At 33.3% G+C, this 16,446-nt stretch carries 18 protein-coding genes; 7 read left to right on the forward strand and 11 right to left on the reverse strand.

Annotated features, from left to right (window positions below):
- Nucleotides 1-123: 123 nt before the first annotated feature.
- The 5 genes from ACNQGG_RS12850 to ACNQGG_RS12870 form a co-directional block, all read right to left on the reverse strand.
- Nucleotides 124-957 (reverse strand): ion transporter, encoded by an 834-nt coding sequence (locus ACNQGG_RS12850; RefSeq protein WP_416858356.1) that lies wholly within the window; start codon nt 955-957, stop codon nt 124-126.
- Between the two features lie 27 nt (nt 958-984).
- Nucleotides 985-2,346 carry an exonuclease domain-containing protein gene (locus tag ACNQGG_RS12855; protein WP_416858355.1) on the reverse strand — a complete coding sequence of 454 codons (1,362 nt, stop codon included), beginning with the start codon at nt 2,344-2,346 and terminating at the stop codon, nt 985-987.
- A 97-nt stretch (nt 2,347-2,443) separates the two neighbouring features.
- A complete protein-coding gene (locus ACNQGG_RS12860) occupies nt 2,444-3,109 on the reverse strand; it encodes a YggS family pyridoxal phosphate-dependent enzyme (protein WP_417964574.1) in 666 nt (221 codons plus the stop codon).
- 1 nt (nt 3,110) lies between these two features.
- Nucleotides 3,111-3,998, reverse strand: coding sequence for a 3-hydroxyacyl-CoA dehydrogenase family protein (locus ACNQGG_RS12865; protein ID WP_417964576.1), 888 nt, complete (start codon nt 3,996-3,998; stop codon nt 3,111-3,113).
- 85 nt (nt 3,999-4,083) lie between these two features.
- Nucleotides 4,084-5,049 carry a Gfo/Idh/MocA family protein gene (locus ACNQGG_RS12870; RefSeq protein WP_416836836.1) on the reverse strand — a complete coding sequence of 322 codons (966 nt, stop codon included), beginning with the start codon at nt 5,047-5,049 and terminating at the stop codon, nt 4,084-4,086.
- Between the two features lie 144 nt (nt 5,050-5,193).
- Here ACNQGG_RS12870 and ACNQGG_RS12875 point away from each other — a divergent pair, with 144 nt between their 5' ends.
- Nucleotides 5,194-5,835 (forward strand): protein-L-isoaspartate(D-aspartate) O-methyltransferase, encoded by a 642-nt coding sequence (locus tag ACNQGG_RS12875; RefSeq protein WP_417964579.1) that lies wholly within the window; start codon nt 5,194-5,196, stop codon nt 5,833-5,835.
- Nucleotides 5,836-5,883: 48 nt separating this feature from the next.
- Here the strand turns inward: ACNQGG_RS12875 and ACNQGG_RS12880 are convergent, their stop codons facing one another.
- A complete protein-coding gene (locus ACNQGG_RS12880; protein ID WP_417964581.1) occupies nt 5,884-6,933 on the reverse strand; it encodes a Fic family protein in 1,050 nt (349 codons plus the stop codon).
- Nucleotides 6,934-7,017: 84 nt separating this feature from the next.
- The gene (smpB, locus tag ACNQGG_RS12885; RefSeq protein ID WP_035671685.1) at nt 7,018-7,470 is read right to left on the reverse strand and encodes an SsrA-binding protein SmpB; all 453 of its coding nucleotides are present in this window, start codon (nt 7,468-7,470) and stop codon (nt 7,018-7,020) included.
- A gap of 69 nt (nt 7,471-7,539) precedes the next feature.
- On the opposite strand from smpB, the gene ACNQGG_RS12890 reads away from it, so the two are divergent.
- The gene (locus tag ACNQGG_RS12890) at nt 7,540-7,770 is read left to right on the forward strand and encodes a VF530 family protein (RefSeq protein ID WP_417964584.1); all 231 of its coding nucleotides are present in this window, start codon (nt 7,540-7,542) and stop codon (nt 7,768-7,770) included.
- A 2-nt stretch (nt 7,771-7,772) separates the two neighbouring features.
- Here the strand turns inward: ACNQGG_RS12890 and ACNQGG_RS12895 are convergent, their stop codons facing one another.
- The 3 genes from ACNQGG_RS12895 to ACNQGG_RS12905 all read right to left on the reverse strand — a co-directional run bounded on the left by ACNQGG_RS12895 (nt 7,773) and on the right by ACNQGG_RS12905 (nt 9,867).
- Nucleotides 7,773-8,324: a DUF3575 domain-containing protein gene (locus ACNQGG_RS12895; RefSeq protein ID WP_417964586.1), complete on the reverse strand. Its 552-nt coding sequence runs from the start codon at nt 8,322-8,324 to the stop codon at nt 7,773-7,775.
- A gap of 118 nt (nt 8,325-8,442) precedes the next feature.
- A complete protein-coding gene (locus tag ACNQGG_RS12900) occupies nt 8,443-8,994 on the reverse strand; it encodes a GNAT family N-acetyltransferase (protein WP_417964588.1) in 552 nt (183 codons plus the stop codon).
- A gap of 21 nt (nt 8,995-9,015) precedes the next feature.
- Nucleotides 9,016-9,867: an aldose 1-epimerase family protein gene (locus tag ACNQGG_RS12905; protein WP_417964590.1), complete on the reverse strand. Its 852-nt coding sequence runs from the start codon at nt 9,865-9,867 to the stop codon at nt 9,016-9,018.
- Between the two features lie 173 nt (nt 9,868-10,040).
- On the opposite strand from ACNQGG_RS12905, the gene ACNQGG_RS12910 reads away from it, so the two are divergent.
- A complete protein-coding gene (locus tag ACNQGG_RS12910; RefSeq protein WP_417964592.1) occupies nt 10,041-12,308 on the forward strand; it encodes a M1 family metallopeptidase in 2,268 nt (755 codons plus the stop codon).
- Between the two features lie 78 nt (nt 12,309-12,386).
- On the opposite strand, the gene ACNQGG_RS12915 is transcribed toward ACNQGG_RS12910, so the two are convergent.
- Nucleotides 12,387-13,427: an agmatine deiminase family protein gene (locus ACNQGG_RS12915; protein WP_417964594.1), complete on the reverse strand. Its 1,041-nt coding sequence runs from the start codon at nt 13,425-13,427 to the stop codon at nt 12,387-12,389.
- 185 nt (nt 13,428-13,612) lie between these two features.
- Here ACNQGG_RS12915 and ACNQGG_RS12920 point away from each other — a divergent pair, with 185 nt between their 5' ends.
- The 4 genes from ACNQGG_RS12920 to ACNQGG_RS12940 form a co-directional block, all read left to right on the forward strand.
- Complete coding sequence (locus tag ACNQGG_RS12920; protein ID WP_417964596.1) at nt 13,613-15,139, forward strand: choice-of-anchor I family protein; 1,527 nt, start codon at nt 13,613-13,615, stop codon at nt 15,137-15,139.
- A 77-nt stretch (nt 15,140-15,216) separates the two neighbouring features.
- The gene (locus ACNQGG_RS12925; RefSeq protein WP_417964597.1) at nt 15,217-15,453 is read left to right on the forward strand and encodes a helix-turn-helix domain-containing protein; all 237 of its coding nucleotides are present in this window, start codon (nt 15,217-15,219) and stop codon (nt 15,451-15,453) included.
- Between the two features lie 151 nt (nt 15,454-15,604).
- The gene (locus tag ACNQGG_RS12930) at nt 15,605-15,742 is read left to right on the forward strand and encodes a hypothetical protein (protein WP_417964599.1); all 138 of its coding nucleotides are present in this window, start codon (nt 15,605-15,607) and stop codon (nt 15,740-15,742) included.
- A gap of 245 nt (nt 15,743-15,987) precedes the next feature.
- Nucleotides 15,988-16,446: transposase (locus ACNQGG_RS12940; RefSeq protein WP_417964603.1), on the forward strand; the 459-nt coding region annotated here is incomplete at its 3' end.

Here is a 16,446-nt window from a genome sequence, read left to right on the forward strand (position 1 = left end):
TTATGAAAGTTCTTTTTTCTTGGTGTAAAAGAGCGACCAAAGGAAGCTCCTTTTATGTCTTAGAAAAATAACTTGAATGACGAGGAGTTGCAGTGTACAGCTGGAATTAGCTTCAAATTAGTATTATTTTAGAACTGCACCACAATGGTAACAGTATTTTGCGTTATAATTATGCCCTTCTGTTCCACAATTCGGACAAGGATTAATTTTATCAGACACCGTTTTTTTACGAAAATTGTTAGCAAATTCGGCTGTGACAATTCCTGTGGGTACCGCAATAACGCCATATCCCATTATCATAACGATAGAGGCAATGAATTGTCCCAAAGGCGTAATAGGTGAAATATCTCCATAACCCACCGTGGTGAGTGTTACAATAGTCCAGTAAATACTGGTAGGAATACTTGTAAAACCGCTTTCTTCTCCTTCAACCACATACATTACAGAACCGATTATGATGCTGCTGATTAGCATAAAATAGATAAAAATAAGAATTTTTCCTCTACTCGCAATCAATGCTTCCTTTAAGTGAATGGACTGGCTGGAAAATTTGGGATGTTTCAAAATCTTGAATAAACGCAGTAATTTAATGGCTCGAATGACCGTTAAAATACTTGCTCCTGCCAAAATAAAGGACAAATACATAGGCAAAATAGCCATTAAATCAATAATCCCATAGAAACTAAAAATGTACTTTATAGGTTTGTTTATTGACAGAATTCTAAGAAGGTATTCTAGTGTAAAAAAAACGGTAATAATCCATTCCAGCACAATGAGTTCATGATGGTATTTTATATCAAAACCTTTGACTGTTTCTAGCATAACTATGAAGACGCTCAGTAGAATAACCCCTAAAAGAATAAGGTCAAACAGGCGTCCGGAAGCCGTATTTGTTCCGTAGATTACAATATTGGTTTGATGTCTGAAACTGTCAAATTTCGATTTTATTGTTTTCATATTTGATTGATAATAAATATAATATGATTAAAATCGTATAATTTTGAGCGTTTTACTTTTTCGAATCTGACTTTGAATGATATTGCGAATATCCCGGTTGCTTTGCATTGGGATTATAATGTTTTTAAGGATTTCGATATTGTTGATTTGATAATTTAAATCATAAAAAGCATATCCTTTATAAATCCCATTTTCTATCAAAACTGCAGAGCGCTCATTGATGGTTCTTCCTCGATCAATAAGCATCATATTTTGATTTTCAAAACTGTTTTTGTCGATGAATGCCTGAACTCTTGCGTTGTATTCTTCGGCAGAAATTTCGCCTGTGCAAGCACCGTCACATTCTTTTATATTGTATTGAAAACAGTTTGTTTTTGAAGTATACAAACCCGTTAATTTTTGGCATAAATTGTAATGGGAAGTGATTCTAAACAAGGCGTCTTTTCCTTCTTGTAACGAAGTAAATGAAGTTATTTCTTTTTTTCGACCGTCCGCTTTTTGAAGTTTTAAATTGAGATAACCCTTTTCGTCTTTTTCGGCATATAAAGCCAATTGGAAAATGCTTTTTCTTTGCGCCCGATTATGGATTGGTTTATTGACTTTTATTTCTTCGCTTTCTTTTAAAAGTGCGATTAATTCACTTCCGGTTTCATCATAAGTTACCGTGAAAACCTCGGCTTGGATTTTCTTACATTTAGTAGAAGTTCCCGTAAAATGTTGGTTGATTCGTTTTTTAATGTTTCGGCTTTTGCCAATATAAATCAGATTTCCTTTTTCATTGTGAATGTAATACGTTCCCGTTTTGGCAGGTATGCTTGCGACAATATCCAATAATTTTGGAGCGATTCCTTTTTCGATTTCTAGCTTTATGAAATCTTTTACAATTTCTTTTTCTACATCTTTCTCTAAAAGGATTTTAAATAGTTTTACCGTCGCCAACGCATCACCACTCGCTCTATGTCTGTCTGCCATTGGGATTCCAAGGGCGCGTACCAGTTTTCCTAAACTATGGGAAGGTTGCTCTGGTAATAATTTTTTTGATAATTCAACTGTACAAAGTGTTCTGGCTTCAAAATCGTATCCCAATCGTCTGAATTCGGTTCTTAAGATTCTGTAATCAAAGGAAGCATTATGAGCGACTATGACACAATCATTCGTCATTTCGATAATGCGTTTGGCTACTTCAAAAAACTTGGGAGCAGAGCTCAACATGGCGTTATTAATCCCCGTCAATTTTACAACAAAAGGCTGAATTGGAATTTCGGGATTGACCAAACTGATGAATTGATCCACAACTTCATGACCATCAAATTTATAGATGGCGATTTCAGTAATTCCTTCTTCGTTGAATTGTCCCCCAGTGGTTTCTATGTCTAGTATTGCGTACAAATTTTAGTCTTCAGTGTTACTTTTTTAGTAATCAGTTTTTTAAGTAGTAATTTTCAAATCTGAAATTAAAAATATTAATCCTCAATCAAAAATCAAATTATCTTACTCCAAAGATACTACTTCCTATTCGAACCATCGTGCTTCCGCATTCAATTGCGAGTTGATAATCACCAGACATTCCCATTGATAATATTGATGCCGTAGAGACGCGATGAATCGCGTCTGTACTGCTAATCGTGTCAAAAATCGATTTCAAATGAGTGAATTCTTTCTTGATTTGCTCTTTATTATCGGTAAAACTTGCCATTCCCATTAGTCCTAAAATCCGAATGTTTTTCATTTCCTGAAATTCACTTGAAGATAGGAGAGATGCGAGTTCTTCCTCGTCAAGTCCAAATTTGGTCTCCTCTTCGGCAATATGAATTTGCAATAAACAATCGATAACTCTATTATTTTTTTGCGCTTGTTTGTTGATTTCCTGCAATAATTTCAAACTATCCACTCCATGAATCAAGCTCACAAATTGTGCCATAAATTTGACTTTATTGGTCTGAACGTGACCAATCATATGCCATTGAATGTCTTTGGGCATTTGTTCCCATTTCTCGGCCATTTCCTGGATTTTGTTTTCCCCAAAAATACGCTGTCCGGCCGCATAAGCTTCCATCAAATCAGCAACAGGTTTGGTTTTTGAAACAGCAACAAGAGTTACGTGCTCTGGTAAAGTAGATTTTATTTTGAGAAGGTTTTGTACGATTGACATATTAAATAAATTGTTTAGCAATTTTCTCTGCTTTTTTGCTTTCAGAATAATCGTAGAAACCTTCACCGGTTTTCACTCCCATTTTTCCTGCACGAACCATATTTACTAATAATGGACAAGGAGCATATTTTGGGTTTTTGAATCCGTCGTACATTACATTTAAAATGGCTAAACAGACATCAAGACCAATAAAATCAGCTAGTTGTAAAGGTCCCATAGGATGGCCCATTCCTAGTTTCATAACCGTGTCAATTTCATAGACACCTGCCACTTTGTTATATAATGTTTCGATGGCTTCGTTAATCATGGGCATCAAAATTCTATTGGCAACAAAACCAGGATAATCGTTTACTTCAACAGGCGTTTTTCCTAATTTCTCAGATAAGTCCATGATGATTTTAGTCACTTCGTCGCTCGTATTATACCCACGAATGATTTCCACCAATTTCATAATAGGCACCGGATTCATAAAATGCATTCCAATAACACGTTCCGGATGTGCTACCACCGCTCCAATTTGTGTAATGGAAATGGAAGAAGTATTGGTTGCCAAAATCGTATTATGAGAACAAGCTTCGTTTAACTGTTTGAAAATATTCAGTTTTAATTCAACATTTTCCGTAGCTGCTTCAATCACTAAGTCAACACCTACAACACCATCTTTGATATCTGTGTAGGTGATTATATTGGTAATTGTTTTGGCTATATCTTCTTGAGTGATGGTTCCTTTGGTAAACATTCGGTCTAAATTAGCAGCAATAGTTGCCATTCCTTTATCTAAAGATTTTTCGGAAACATCAATTAATTTTACGGTAAAACCACTTTGGGCAAAAGTATGGGCAATTCCGTTACCCATTGTTCCAGCTCCGATTACAGCTATTGTTTTCATTGGTATTTTGTTTAAAGTCAAAAAAGTTTAACGTTTAAAGTACTATTGAATCCTTTAAACCTTAAACTTTAACGTATTTTTTAATTTATTTTTTAAAACAATTGATAATTTGGTATGCCACTCTTAAAGCTTCGGTTGCTTGTTCTAATGTTACAACTGGAGTAGTATTATTGTTGATGGCATCAGCAAATGATTCCAATTCGTCAAGAATAGCATTGTTTTGTTCCACATCAGGATTGGAGAAGTAGATTTGTTTTTTTACACCTTCAGCATTTTGTAGAATGATATCAAAATCACCAGGCACTTCTGGAGCATCTTTCATTTTTACCACTTCGCATTTCTTTTCAAGGAAATCAACTGAGATATAGGCATCTTTCTGAAAGAAACGCGATTTACGCATGTTCTTCATCGAAATTCTGCTCGCTGTTAAATTAGCTACACAACCGTTTTCGAATTCGATTCGGGCATTGGCAATATCAGGAGTTTCACTTATAACGGAAACGCCACTGGCATTAATATTTTTTACTTTAGATTTTACAACGCTCAAAATAGCATCAATATCATGAATCATCAAATCAAGAACAACTGGAACATCCGTACCACGAGGATTGAATTCAGCCAAACGGTGTGTTTCAATAAACATAGGATTTTCAATCATGTTTTTGGTAGCGATAAACGCTGGATTGAAACGTTCTACATGTCCTACCTGTCCTTTGATATTGTATTCTTTGGCTAAAGCAATTATTTCTTCCGCTTCTTCAACAGTTGTAGAAATGGGTTTTTCAATAAAAACGTGCTTTCCTGATTTGATAGAAACTTTAGCACATTTGTAATGAGAAAGGGTAGGAGTGACGATGTCTATAACATCAACAGCATGAATTAATTTGGCTATAGTCTCAAATTGTTTGTAGCCAAATTCAGCAGCGATTTTGGCTCCATTTTCAAGATTTTCATCATAAAAACCAACCAATTCATATTTTTCTGATTGTTGTAATAAACGCAAATGTATTTTTCCTAGATGACCGGCACCTAATACTCCAATTTTCAGCATAATTATGTAATTTGTACAAAAATAGCAATTAATTGATTAATTTTTTATTGATAATGAACAATTATTTAATGTATTTTAAATTCAATTTTCAATATTTGATATTAGAAATTCTTTTCTATTTTTGCCAAAATAAAATAGTAAACTTTGAAAGACACAGCCAAACATCAAGGACTTCGGAATCAGTTAGTAAGCACTTTGGAACAAAAAGGGATTACTGATAAAAGTGTTTTGGCTGCGATAAAAAAAATCCCAAGACACTTGTTTTTAAATTCCAGTTTTGAAGATTATGCCTATCAAGACAAAGCATTTCCTATTGGCGCAGGGCAAACCATTTCTCAACCGTATACAGTAGCTTTTCAATCCCAATTATTAGAAGTTAAAAAAGAGCATAAAATTTTAGAAATTGGAACAGGATCTGGGTATCAAACCGCTGTTTTGTGTACCATGGGAGCAAAAGTATTTAGTGTAGAAAGACAAAATGAATTGTTCAAACAGACTTCTGTTTTATTTCCAAAATTAGGTATTCGTCCCAAACATCTTTCTTTTGGAGATGGATACAAAGGATTACCAAGTTACGCGCCTTTTGATAGTATTATTGTAACTGCGGGAGCTCCATTTATTCCCCAGCCTTTGATGGCACAGTTAAAAATAGGAGGAAGGTTGGTTATTCCTTTAGGTGAAGATGTCCAAATTATGACTTTACTAATCAGAAAAAATGAAACGCAATTCGAAAAACATGAGTTTGGAGAGTTTCGATTTGTTCCCTTATTAGAAGATAGAAATTAAAATCCCATACCCAGCCCTTATTAAAAAGAAGGAAGCTGAAAATGTTTTTTATTGGCTAATAATATTTAGATACCGTTCTAAACTTTCTTTTTCCGTTTGAGCTATAAATAAGAAAAAATCTTCTTTATTGTTTTTATTTTGAGCCGTTTCCAGTGCTTGGTAGTATTGCATTCTACTTTCATAATCCCCTTTTATATTGGCAATGATATAACCATGTTGCAACAAAATCAAGTTCATCACTAAGCGTGATGTTCTTCCGTTTCCATCGATAAATGGATGGATAGTGACTAAGCGTTGATGCATTTCGGCAGCCAAAATGATAGGATGAAGGCTATTTTTATTGGTTTCAAACCAAATGAAAAAATCTTCCATTTCTTTGGCAACCAGAAAAGGTTGCGGAGGCATATGACTGCTTCCTTGTATCATTACTTGGACTTTTCTATAGCGGCCAGCGTCTTCTGGATGGATCCCTCTTAAAATAAGATTGTGAAGAGAAAGTACTTCTCGTTCATTTATAGAAGTGTTTTTTTGCACCAAATCTTTGATATAAGCAATCGCTTCCTGATGATTAATGACTTCAAGATGTTCCCGCATACTTTTCCCCGAAATTGTCAAACCTTCATTGATAACCAAATCAGTTTCCCGAAGGGTCATGGTATTTCCCTCGATACGGTTACTTTCAAAAGTATATTCTAATTCCAATGCCTGAGCAATACGATAACTGTCAAATGACTTAAAAGAATCTAATTTTGTCTTTAAGGAATCTATTTCATCTAGGATTTTTTGTAATGTTGTAGATAACTGTTTCTTAGCAGCTTTATTTTGGTATCTTATTTCTTCCTCTGCAACCTGTAATGCTTTTAATGCGAATTCATCTTGACCTATTTCATAAAGAATTTTTTCTTTAAGCCAAGCTATCATTATTGTTTCTAAATCTATTTCAAGTAAAGCTGCAAGTTTCAAAACTTGATCTCTAGTAGGTTTTCTGGTGCCACTTTCAAATTTACTGATTAAGGCCTGATCAATTCCTAAAAGTTGGGCCACTTCTCTTGTCTTGAGTCCCTTCTGTTCTCTTGCATTTTTGAGCAGCGTTTTCATTTTATAAAAATGTTTTAAATTGTCTTGACAAGTTTAGTCATTTTTATTAGATAAAAAACACACAAATATGACTTAAAATTTAATTTAAAATGATTTTTTTATTCTGTCGAGGTCGCGTTTAGTATCTTGTTCTTTTAGCGATTCGCGTTTGTCATAGGTTTTCTTTCCTTTACAAAGACCAATTTGCAGTTTAGCCATTCCTTTTTCATTAGTGAATAATTTCAAAGGGATAATAGTTAATCCTTTGGCTTGTACGCTTTTGATTAATCCTTTCAATTCTCTTTTATTCAAGAGTAATTTACGTTCGCTTCTGGCTTTGTGGTTGAATTGATTTCCAAAAGTATATTCTTCAATATAAGTATTGATCGCAAAAAGTTCGTTGTTACTAAATTCACAAAAACTCTCCGTAATATTAGCCTTTCCTAATCGAATGGATTTAATTTCAGTTCCTGCCAAAACAATTCCAGCAGTAAATGTCTCGATTATTTCATAGTCGAATTTGGCTCTTTTATTGTAGATATTTATTGTTTTCAGCATAGGAATACAAAGGTAGAAACAAATCTACGAAACACCAATTGTTTTTATATAAATACTTAAATTTGCAAAATGGAAAACTCGAAATTAAAAGACCCGCTACACGGAATAACTCTCCAAAAAATTGTGGAACAATTAGTTGGATATTATGGATTTGATACTTTGGGAGAACTCATAAAAATTAAATGTTTTACAGATAATCCTAGTGTAAAATCCAGTTTAACTTTTTTACGAAAAACAGATTGGGCTAGAAAGCAAGTGGAAGACTTATATGTAAAATCATTGCCTAAACTGCTGAAATAAGTTTAATTTAATTTATAAGAAACCATAACGCCTCCTCTGTATGGAAACCATTCCCCGCTTTTGTTGTATTTTTTAGCGCTTTCATAACGTTCACCTGTACTTATGCTATATCCCTTGTAAAAACCTTGGTGCCATCCACCACCTAAGTAGCAATCTAACATGAATTTATCTTTGATTTTTACTTGATATCCTAAAGTTGAGCCTATAAAATAACCAACTCCTTTTTCATAATAATCAGTATTTAAATAATTCCATTTTTGAAAATTAAATATACTGGCACCAATATGGGCTCCAACATAAAACCCGTTATATTTTTCTTTAAAATGGTACCGATATTCTGAGGTAAAAGTGTAAAATTCTCTTGGTTTACCATTTATTGATTTCCAAGGCGAAGCTAAAATATCAAATTGAAAAGTAGATTTTTTTCCTATACTCGTTTCAATACCTACATTTGGAATTGCTAACATAGTAGTTAATGCATTAACTTTTACATAGGTTTGACTTTGTGAATGAATTGAAAAGATAAGAATTGCAATTACTAATAGTTTTTTCATGATAAAGTTTGCGTAATGCTTTGGAGAAGCATTTATTTTGGGGGCAAATATAAAGATTATTCTTTCAAAGCGATTACTAATCCATTTTTAATACTGAATCGGTTACTGAAAATTTAAATCAGATTCTATTCAAAATAGAATAAATAACAGTATCTAAAAAACGCCCATCATAAAATTCGTTTTCTTTTAAATGTGCTTCTTTTATAAAACCACTTTTTTGTAAAACCTTTTCAGAGCCAAAATTTTCGGGATCAATTAGCGCTTCAATTGAATGCAGTTGCATTACTTCAAAACCATATCGGATAGCCTCCTTTACAGCTTCAGGTATGATTCCTTTTCCATTAAATTCAGGCAGTAACATATAACCAATCTCTGCACGAAAATGTTCCGGTTTTATTCTGTAATGTCCAATAAGGCCAATGAGTTTTGGGTCGTCTTTTAATGTTATTGCCCAATTAATTCCTTCGTTAGTTTCAATTTTGGCATCAATCATAGCAATGTGTTCCAAGGCATCTTCAGTAGTTTTTACTAAAGGTCTGGGAATGTATTTCATAGTTTCGGGATTAGAACGTAAAGCGAAAATTTCATTTACATCATTCGCATCAACACGTCTTAATAATAGACGTTCGGTTTCTAGATTTGGAAATGGATTGAAATTTATAGTTAACATATTTTGTTACTTTTTTACAAATTAAAAGATTTCGATGCTAAATTCAGAATGGAATACTTCACTTCCATTTAGAATTTGAATTCCTTCTTTTTCAAAAAGATTTCCAGAATTTTCGTTTGTATCTGAATAACCAAACCAAGGTTCTATGCAAAGAAATGGCGTATTCACTTTTGTCCAAATTCCTAAACTTGGAAAATCTTTAAAATTTACTCTCAAAACAGGATTTTCATTATCTAAAATAGTCAATGAATTTGATTCTAATGTTTTAAAAATGAGTGCATCATTTTCAAATAATTGATAGGTTAGTGGAATTCGGTTGTTTTGAACGGCTAATTTTTTAGTTTTATTAGAAATCAAATCATTTTCAAGAAGATAATATTCCAGCGGTTCTTCTTTTTCGAATGCCATGGAATAGTTCTCAAAATTTCCGGGTAAAGCAAATGCTGGATGCGCCCCAATAGAAAATGGCATTTGTGATGCTCCTTTATTAGTGACTTTATATTCAATATGTAAACTATTCTCATCTAAGGTGTAAATGAGCTGTAATTCAAATGCAAATGGATATGCTTTTAGCGTTTCTTCAGAATATTGGATTGAAAAAATAGCACTATTTTCCTTTTTTTCAATTAATTCAAATTCCATATCTCTGGCAAAACCATGTCGGGATAAATTATATTCGATACTATTATATTGATAGGAATTATTTTTTAGCGTACCTACAATAGGAAATAAAATGGGGGAGTGTTTACCCCAAAAATCAGGATTTCCTTCCCAGATATATTCTTTATTTTTGTTGTTTTTTAAAGAACATAATTCGGCTCCTAAGTGTTTAATTTCGGCAGTTAGATTCGGGTTTTTAAGTATTGTAGTCAAAATAGTTTCCAGTTAATTTAAAAATTGATTTTAGATGGTAAATATATTTTATAATTTTTAATAATAATTGGGATTGACATTAATTTTATTTTCTTTAAAATTTAGCCAAATTTCTTGAAATTAGTTTAAAATTCTCTTTTTTTTCATTTATTTGTGATATAAATAAAATGAAAATGAAAAAAAGCCACTTCAGAGTCCTATTAAATTTGACTTTATTAGTGGGAGTTTCGTCTATTTGGGCTCAACAAACTCCTACAAATGCAACAATTAACGAAGGTTCAAAGTATGATTACCATGATGCTTTTGCCCCGTTTTTTTATACTAAAAACGGAACCAGTACCCGCTCAGCAAGTGGTCAGCCAGGATCAGAATACTGGCAAAACAGAGCGGATTATCAATTAACGGCACGACTGAATGACCAAAACAATGAAATTACCGGATCTGGAATTATAACTTATACAAACAACAGTCCGGACAAAATGAATTTTGTTTGGATGAATCTGGATCAGAATTTATTCAAATCAGATTCAAGAGGAAATGCTGTTGTTCCTATTACAGGAAGCCGAAATGGCGCCCAGGGTCAAATTTTTGACGGAGGTCATAAAATAAAATCGGTTAAAGTAATTAGTACAAGTAACGGAAAGACAACTGAATCTGTTGCTAAATATGTAATTTCTGATACCAGAATGCAGGTTTTTATTCCTCAGGGATTGAATGCTAAGGGTGGAATTGTAAAAATTAAAATTGATTTTTCTTTTATAGCTCCTAACGAAGGTTCGGATAGAATGGGAGTATTAGAGACTAAAAACGGTAAAATATTTACCATAGCACAGTGGTATCCTAGAATGTGTGTGTATGATGATGTGCGTGGATGGAACACGAATCCTTATTTAGGAGCTTCAGAGTTTTATTTAGAATATGGCGATTTAGATGTAAATATTACAGCTCCCTCGAATCATATTGTAGTTTGTTCCGGTGAATTGCTAAATCCTACAGCAGTATATTCTGTTGAGCAACAAAAACGTTGGGCGCAAGCTTCAAAAAGTGATAAAACGGTAGTAATTCGTTCTGCTGATGAAGTTACTGCTGCAGCAAATAGTACTGCTCCAAAAACTGAAAAGATTTGGCATTATAAAATTAAAAATGCTCGCGATCTTTCTTGGGCTTCCTCTGCGGCTTTCATTTTAGATGGTGCAAAAATTAATTTACCAAGCGGTAAAAAATCATTGGCGCTTTCAGCATATCCTATAGAAAGTGCAGGTAATGATGCTTGGGGAAGAGCAACGGAATATACGAAATCATCTATTGAAAATTATTCTAAAAGATGGTTAGAATATCCTTATCCAGTAGCTACAAATGTGGCTGGAAATGAAGGTGGAATGGAATATCCAGGAATCGTTTTTTGTGGATGGGAATCTAAAGGTGAGGATTTATGGGGAGTTACAGATCATGAATTTGGTCACAACTGGTTCCCAATGGTTGTAGGTTCAAATGAACGCTTATTTGCCTGGATGGATGAAGGATTCAATACCTTTATTAATTCACTAAGTTCTGTTGATTTTAATAATGGGGAATACAAAGAGAAAGTAACGGATTTACACGACAGGGCAGAAACGTTTACTAATCCAAATTTAGAAACGATTATGAGTTCACCAGATAATATGAAAGAAGCTAATATTGGTCTTTTATGTTATTTTAAGCCTAGTTCAGGATTAGTGATTTTGCGTGAGCAAGTTTTAGGTCCGGAGCGTTTTGATTTGGCTTTCCGTACCTATGTAGAACGTTGGGCATTTAAACATCCAACTCCAGATGATTTCTTTAGAACTATAGAAAATGTTGCGGGAGAAGATTTAAGTTGGTTTTGGAGAGGTTGGTTTCAATACAACTGGCGTTTAGACCAAGGAATTAATTCGATTAAATATATAAAAAATGATCCTAAACAAGGAGTTATAATTTCAATTGAAAACTTCGAAAAAATGGCAATGCCTGTAGTTTTAGATATAAAAACTAAAAGCGGAAACGTAACTCGAGTTAAATTGCCTGTAGAAGTTTGGCAAAAAAATATTGAGTGGTCATTTAAGCATAATTCTACCGAGGAAATTGAAAGTATTACAATCGACCCTGATCACGTATTTCCTGATAGTAATGAAAGTAATAATAGTTGGACTTCTGCCAATGGAATGGTTGATGTTGACATTGTCTTAGATGAATATTTAGGGACTTATTCTAATAAAAATTCCCCAATGAAAATTGTGTTTTCAGAAAAGAATAGTGTTTTAAATGTTGCAATAACGGATTATCCAAAGTTTACTGTAGAACGAATTGCAAAAGATACGTTCGAGTCTAAACAAGCTGGGCTTAAATTTCAATTCAATGAAAGTAAAAATGGCTTAGAAATGATTTTGAGTGATGGTAGAAAAATACCTTTCACGAAAGAGTAATTAAATAATTTTTAATTCTAAAAAAAAACACCATCATAATGTTGGTGTTTTTTTTTGTAAAAGTAAAAGCTTGAATTTTTATTCAGGAATTTGTTGACTCAAACAATGTAATGTTCCAAAACCCCAAATAAAATCAGTAGCGCTAATTCCGATGATTTCTCTATCTGGAAAACATTCTGAAAGTATATTTAAAGCTTTTCTATCATTGCTGTCGTTAAAAGTAGGCACCAAAACAGAATTATTCAAAATCAAGAAATTAGCATAACTGGCAGGCAATCGTAATCCATCAAATTCCAATCGTTTTGGCATTGGTAAAACCACAATTACAGGTGATTTTCCATTTTCCAGTTTGGCGTTTTGCAAGCGTTTTAAATTGTCTTGTAATGGTTTGTAATTGTTGTCTTTTGGGTCTGTTTCTACAGTGGTCACAATAGTATCTTCGTTTACAAATCGGCATAAATCATCGATATGACCGTGGGTATCATCACCTTCAATTCCGTCACCTAGCCAAATAACATTAGTAATACCAAGATATTCCTTGAAAACAGCTTCGTAATCGGCTTTGGTGAAATTTGGATTTCGAACCTGAATATTAGGATGCATCAAGCATTCTTCGGAAGTCAATAAAGTACCTCTTCCATTGGTGTCAATAGCTCCGCCTTCAACAATTACCGGTTTCCCTTTGTATAGTACCGAAGTAACTGGAATATTTAAAAATTCGCCTACTTTGGCAGGAACGAATTTGTCTAATTGAATGTTTTTATATTTTGCCCAACCATTAAAATTGAAATTCAAAGCTTCTCTTTCGGCACCGTTTTTAACGATAATTGGACCCGAATCGCGCATCCAACTTCTATTGGTTTTATGAATGATGTACGAAACATTTGTTAGGGGAACATGTGCTGTTTCCAGCATTGCATTCACTTTTTCTTTTTGGTTTTCATCGGCAACAACTAAAAAGACTTTCTCGAAAGTGGCCACTTTTTTTATAAATTCTACAAAAGCCCATTTTACAGCTTCATATTTTCCAGGCCAATCTTTTCCATTGTGTGGAAAACAGAGTAAAATACCTTGTTGTTTTTCCCACTCTGCAGGAAATCTTCTATTATTTGTAGTCATACAGCGTTTCTAGTTTTAAAGACTGCAAATATAAACATTCAGTAGGATTTTGAAATAGTGAGTAACCATTCATTTTTGAGCAATTCATAAATTTATAAGAATAGTTTTGGTAATGATTATATAATATTGAGTTAATTATTGTCGAGTTACTGCTAGGTATTTTTGAAAAAAATAAAAATATAGTTATGAAAAAATATGGTATTACAATACTAGCTGCAATTATGGTATTGTCAAGTTGTGAAAACGTCTCTAATAATGATGATACACCTGAATTAGTTGTAAATGAAAATGCAGCCAGTTTCAAAGAAATTGGTTCAATTACTGTCGGTGGTGCCGGAGCTGCTGAAATAAGTGCTTATGATGAAGTTTCTAAAAAATTATTTACCGTAAACAACAGTAATACAAATAGGATTGATGTTATTGATTTATCTAATCCATCCAGTCCAGTTTTTCTCACAAGTATCGATTTAACGCCATTTAATGGAGCTTCAAATAGTGTTGCAACGTATAATGGCAAGTTAGCAGTTGCTTTAGAAGCAAAACCAAACAGGCAAGATACAGGAAAAGTAATCGTTTTTGATACTGCTAATTACAGTGTGATCAAAGAAATTATGGTTGGTGCTTTGCCAGATATGATAACGTTTTCTCCTGACGGAAATTATATAATGACAGCAAATGAAGGTGAACCAAATGACACCTACTCGATGGACCCAGACGGATCCGTTTCTATTATTGCAGTTAACAGTAATTATGCAGTGACGACTTTAAATTTCGAAAGTTTTAGCAGTCAATTGAGTACTTTGAAAACAAAAGGATTCAGAATTGCAAGTCCAACAAATAACTTTGCCTCCGATATTGAACCAGAATACATTACCATTTCATCCGATTCTAAAACGGCTTGGGTTACCTTACAGGAAAATAACGGAGTGGCTAAAATTGATTTGGTATCTAAAAAAATCACGACTATTTTTCCATTAGGTTACAAAGAGTACAATCTTGCCGAAAATGCAATTGATATTAGCGATAAAGATGGTGGTGTTTTTATGAATATGTGGAAAGCGAAAGGAATGTTTCAACCGGATGCTATCACTAATTTTGAAATCAATAAAATACCTTATTTCGTTACTGCAAATGAAGGCGATGCCAGAGAATATAGTGCTTTTGTAGATGTAAAAAGAATCAGCAGTTCTTCGGTTGTTCTTGATCCAATAGCGTTTCCTAATGCTGCTGCTTTAAAAGTAGAGACAAGTATGGGAAGATTGAATATCAACACCAAAATGGGCGATACAGATGGTGATGGTGATTTTGACGAATTAGTCTCTTTTGGAGCAAGATCTTTTTCTATATGGAATGGAAACACAGGTCAAATTGTTTTTGACAGTAAAAATGAATTGGATAAGAAAGTGCAAGAGTTTGGGGTATATGATGATGCCAGAAGTGATGATAAATCCGTAGAGCCAGAATCAGTTATTGTTGCTAGGATGGGAGATAAAACGATTCTTTTCGTTGGATTGGAAAGAGCAGATGCTCTTATGGTATATGATGTTACCATTCCAGCTGCTCCAAAATTTTTACAAATTTTAAAAACGGGTGATGCGCCTGAAGGATTACTTTTTATTCCAGCTTCGAAAAGTCCAACCAAAAGAAGTTTAGTTGTGGTGAGTAGTGAAGGAGACGGAACTGTTAAAATATTTCAACCGGATTTGAATTAGAAGTTTGTTTTTAAATAAAAGTCCCTATTAAGAATAGACTGCCCCCAAAAAGTTAGACACTATTTGGGGGTATTTTTATGGAAAGAAAAGTCAAGTATAATTATGCGTTTAAGCTTGAATGTATAAAATCAGTATTAGAAAAGCACTATTCTTGTAATTACGTTTCTATTGAAAAGGGATTAGAAAGATCAAACCTTCGTAAATGGATTGGATTTTATAAAGAATATGGAGCCATTGGTTTGTTGCCCAGAAAGAATCAAAGTTATTTGTTAGATTTTAAATTGGAAGTACTAAAAGCTATTAACAAAGACTAATTGTCTCTGAGAGCCGCCAGTGTTAAGTTTTATATACCAGATACTAGTATTATTGTTAAATGGAAGAAAGATTTTGCTGGTTTTGGTTTAGAAACTTTACAAGCAAAAACTAGGGGCAGGCCAAAACTATGAATGACAATAAACGTAAAAAGTGAAAATCGGACAAACCAATTACAAGAGAAGAATATTTTTTTTAGAGATTGAAGCACTGCGTTTTGAGAACGAATTGCTAAAAAAGTTACAAGCCTTAATTCAAGCAGAAGAGAAAGCCAGAAAGCGCAAGCCATAATGGAGTTAAGAAAAGAACTAAAGCGGGAAATTAAATAGTATATAACTATTACAATAGCATAAGAATTAAGTCAAATTTAAACAAAATGAGCCCGATACAATATCGAGCTCATTATTATCGGTAGCGTCCTACTAACTGTGTAAGTTGAAAAGTTATTCTGAAAAATATTTGAGCTCATTTAAAAAGCTCAAAAATATTTTTTGGAAATAACTTTTTTCCTATTTTTAAACTACATAGTTATGATTATGATTGACAAAGACGAATTATTAAACAACAAGGATTTTTATAAATCCTTTAAGAATGCAGAAGATTTAACTTCATTCTTCAAAACGATGCACAAACGAGCTGTAGAACACATTCTTGAAGCTGAACTTGATGCACATCTAGACAATGAAAAACACGATAAAACCTCTAACGGAAATTATCGCAATGGACATGGGACCAAGAAAATAAAAACATCTTTCGGTCAACAAGAAATCAAATTTCCTCGTGATAGAGATTCTTCCTTTAATCCGATGCTTGTTCCTAAAAGAGAAAATATAGCTCAAGGTATTGAGAATGTTATTATTTCACTCTATGCTAAAGGAATGAGTGTTAGTGATATTGAAGAACAAGTCAAGGAAGTATATGATTTTGAAATTTCTACTTCAACTATATCCCGTATAACCAATACAATTTCAAATGAAGTAATTACTTGGCAAAAT

The organism is Flavobacterium esculini (assembly GCF_048284325.1).
In the GTDB taxonomy this organism is placed as follows: domain Bacteria; phylum Bacteroidota; class Bacteroidia; order Flavobacteriales; family Flavobacteriaceae; genus Flavobacterium.

What these genes read in the sequence shown, in the direction of transcription:
- ACNQGG_RS12890 (WP_417964584.1), top strand. Translation starts at nt 7,540, where the DNA reads ATGGAAAACTCGAAATTAAAAGACCCGCTACACGGAATAACTCTCCAA.
- ACNQGG_RS12870 (WP_416836836.1), bottom strand. Translation starts at nt 5,049, where the DNA reads ATGCTGAAAATTGGAGTATTAGGTGCCGGTCATCTAGGAAAAATACAT.
- ACNQGG_RS12850 (WP_416858356.1), bottom strand. Translation starts at nt 957, where the DNA reads ATGAAAACAATAAAATCGAAATTTGACAGTTTCAGACATCAAACCAAT.
- ACNQGG_RS12925 (WP_417964597.1), top strand. Translation starts at nt 15,217, where the DNA reads ATGGAAAGAAAAGTCAAGTATAATTATGCGTTTAAGCTTGAATGTATA.
- smpB (WP_035671685.1), bottom strand. Translation starts at nt 7,470, where the DNA reads ATGCTGAAAACAATAAATATCTACAATAAAAGAGCCAAATTCGACTAT.
- ACNQGG_RS12865 (WP_417964576.1), bottom strand. Translation starts at nt 3,998, where the DNA reads ATGAAAACAATAGCTGTAATCGGAGCTGGAACAATGGGTAACGGAATT.
- ACNQGG_RS12910 (WP_417964592.1), top strand. Translation starts at nt 10,041, where the DNA reads ATGAAAAAAAGCCACTTCAGAGTCCTATTAAATTTGACTTTATTAGTG.
- ACNQGG_RS12880 (WP_417964581.1), bottom strand. Translation starts at nt 6,933, where the DNA reads ATGAAAACGCTGCTCAAAAATGCAAGAGAACAGAAGGGACTCAAGACA.
- ACNQGG_RS12915 (WP_417964594.1), bottom strand. Translation starts at nt 13,427, where the DNA reads ATGACTACAAATAATAGAAGATTTCCTGCAGAGTGGGAAAAACAACAA.
- ACNQGG_RS12860 (WP_417964574.1), bottom strand. Translation starts at nt 3,109, where the DNA reads ATGTCAATCGTACAAAACCTTCTCAAAATAAAATCTACTTTACCAGAG.
- ACNQGG_RS12900 (WP_417964588.1), bottom strand. Translation starts at nt 8,994, where the DNA reads ATGTTAACTATAAATTTCAATCCATTTCCAAATCTAGAAACCGAACGT.
- ACNQGG_RS12895 (WP_417964586.1), bottom strand. Translation starts at nt 8,324, where the DNA reads ATGAAAAAACTATTAGTAATTGCAATTCTTATCTTTTCAATTCATTCA.
- ACNQGG_RS12920 (WP_417964596.1), top strand. Translation starts at nt 13,613, where the DNA reads ATGAAAAAATATGGTATTACAATACTAGCTGCAATTATGGTATTGTCA.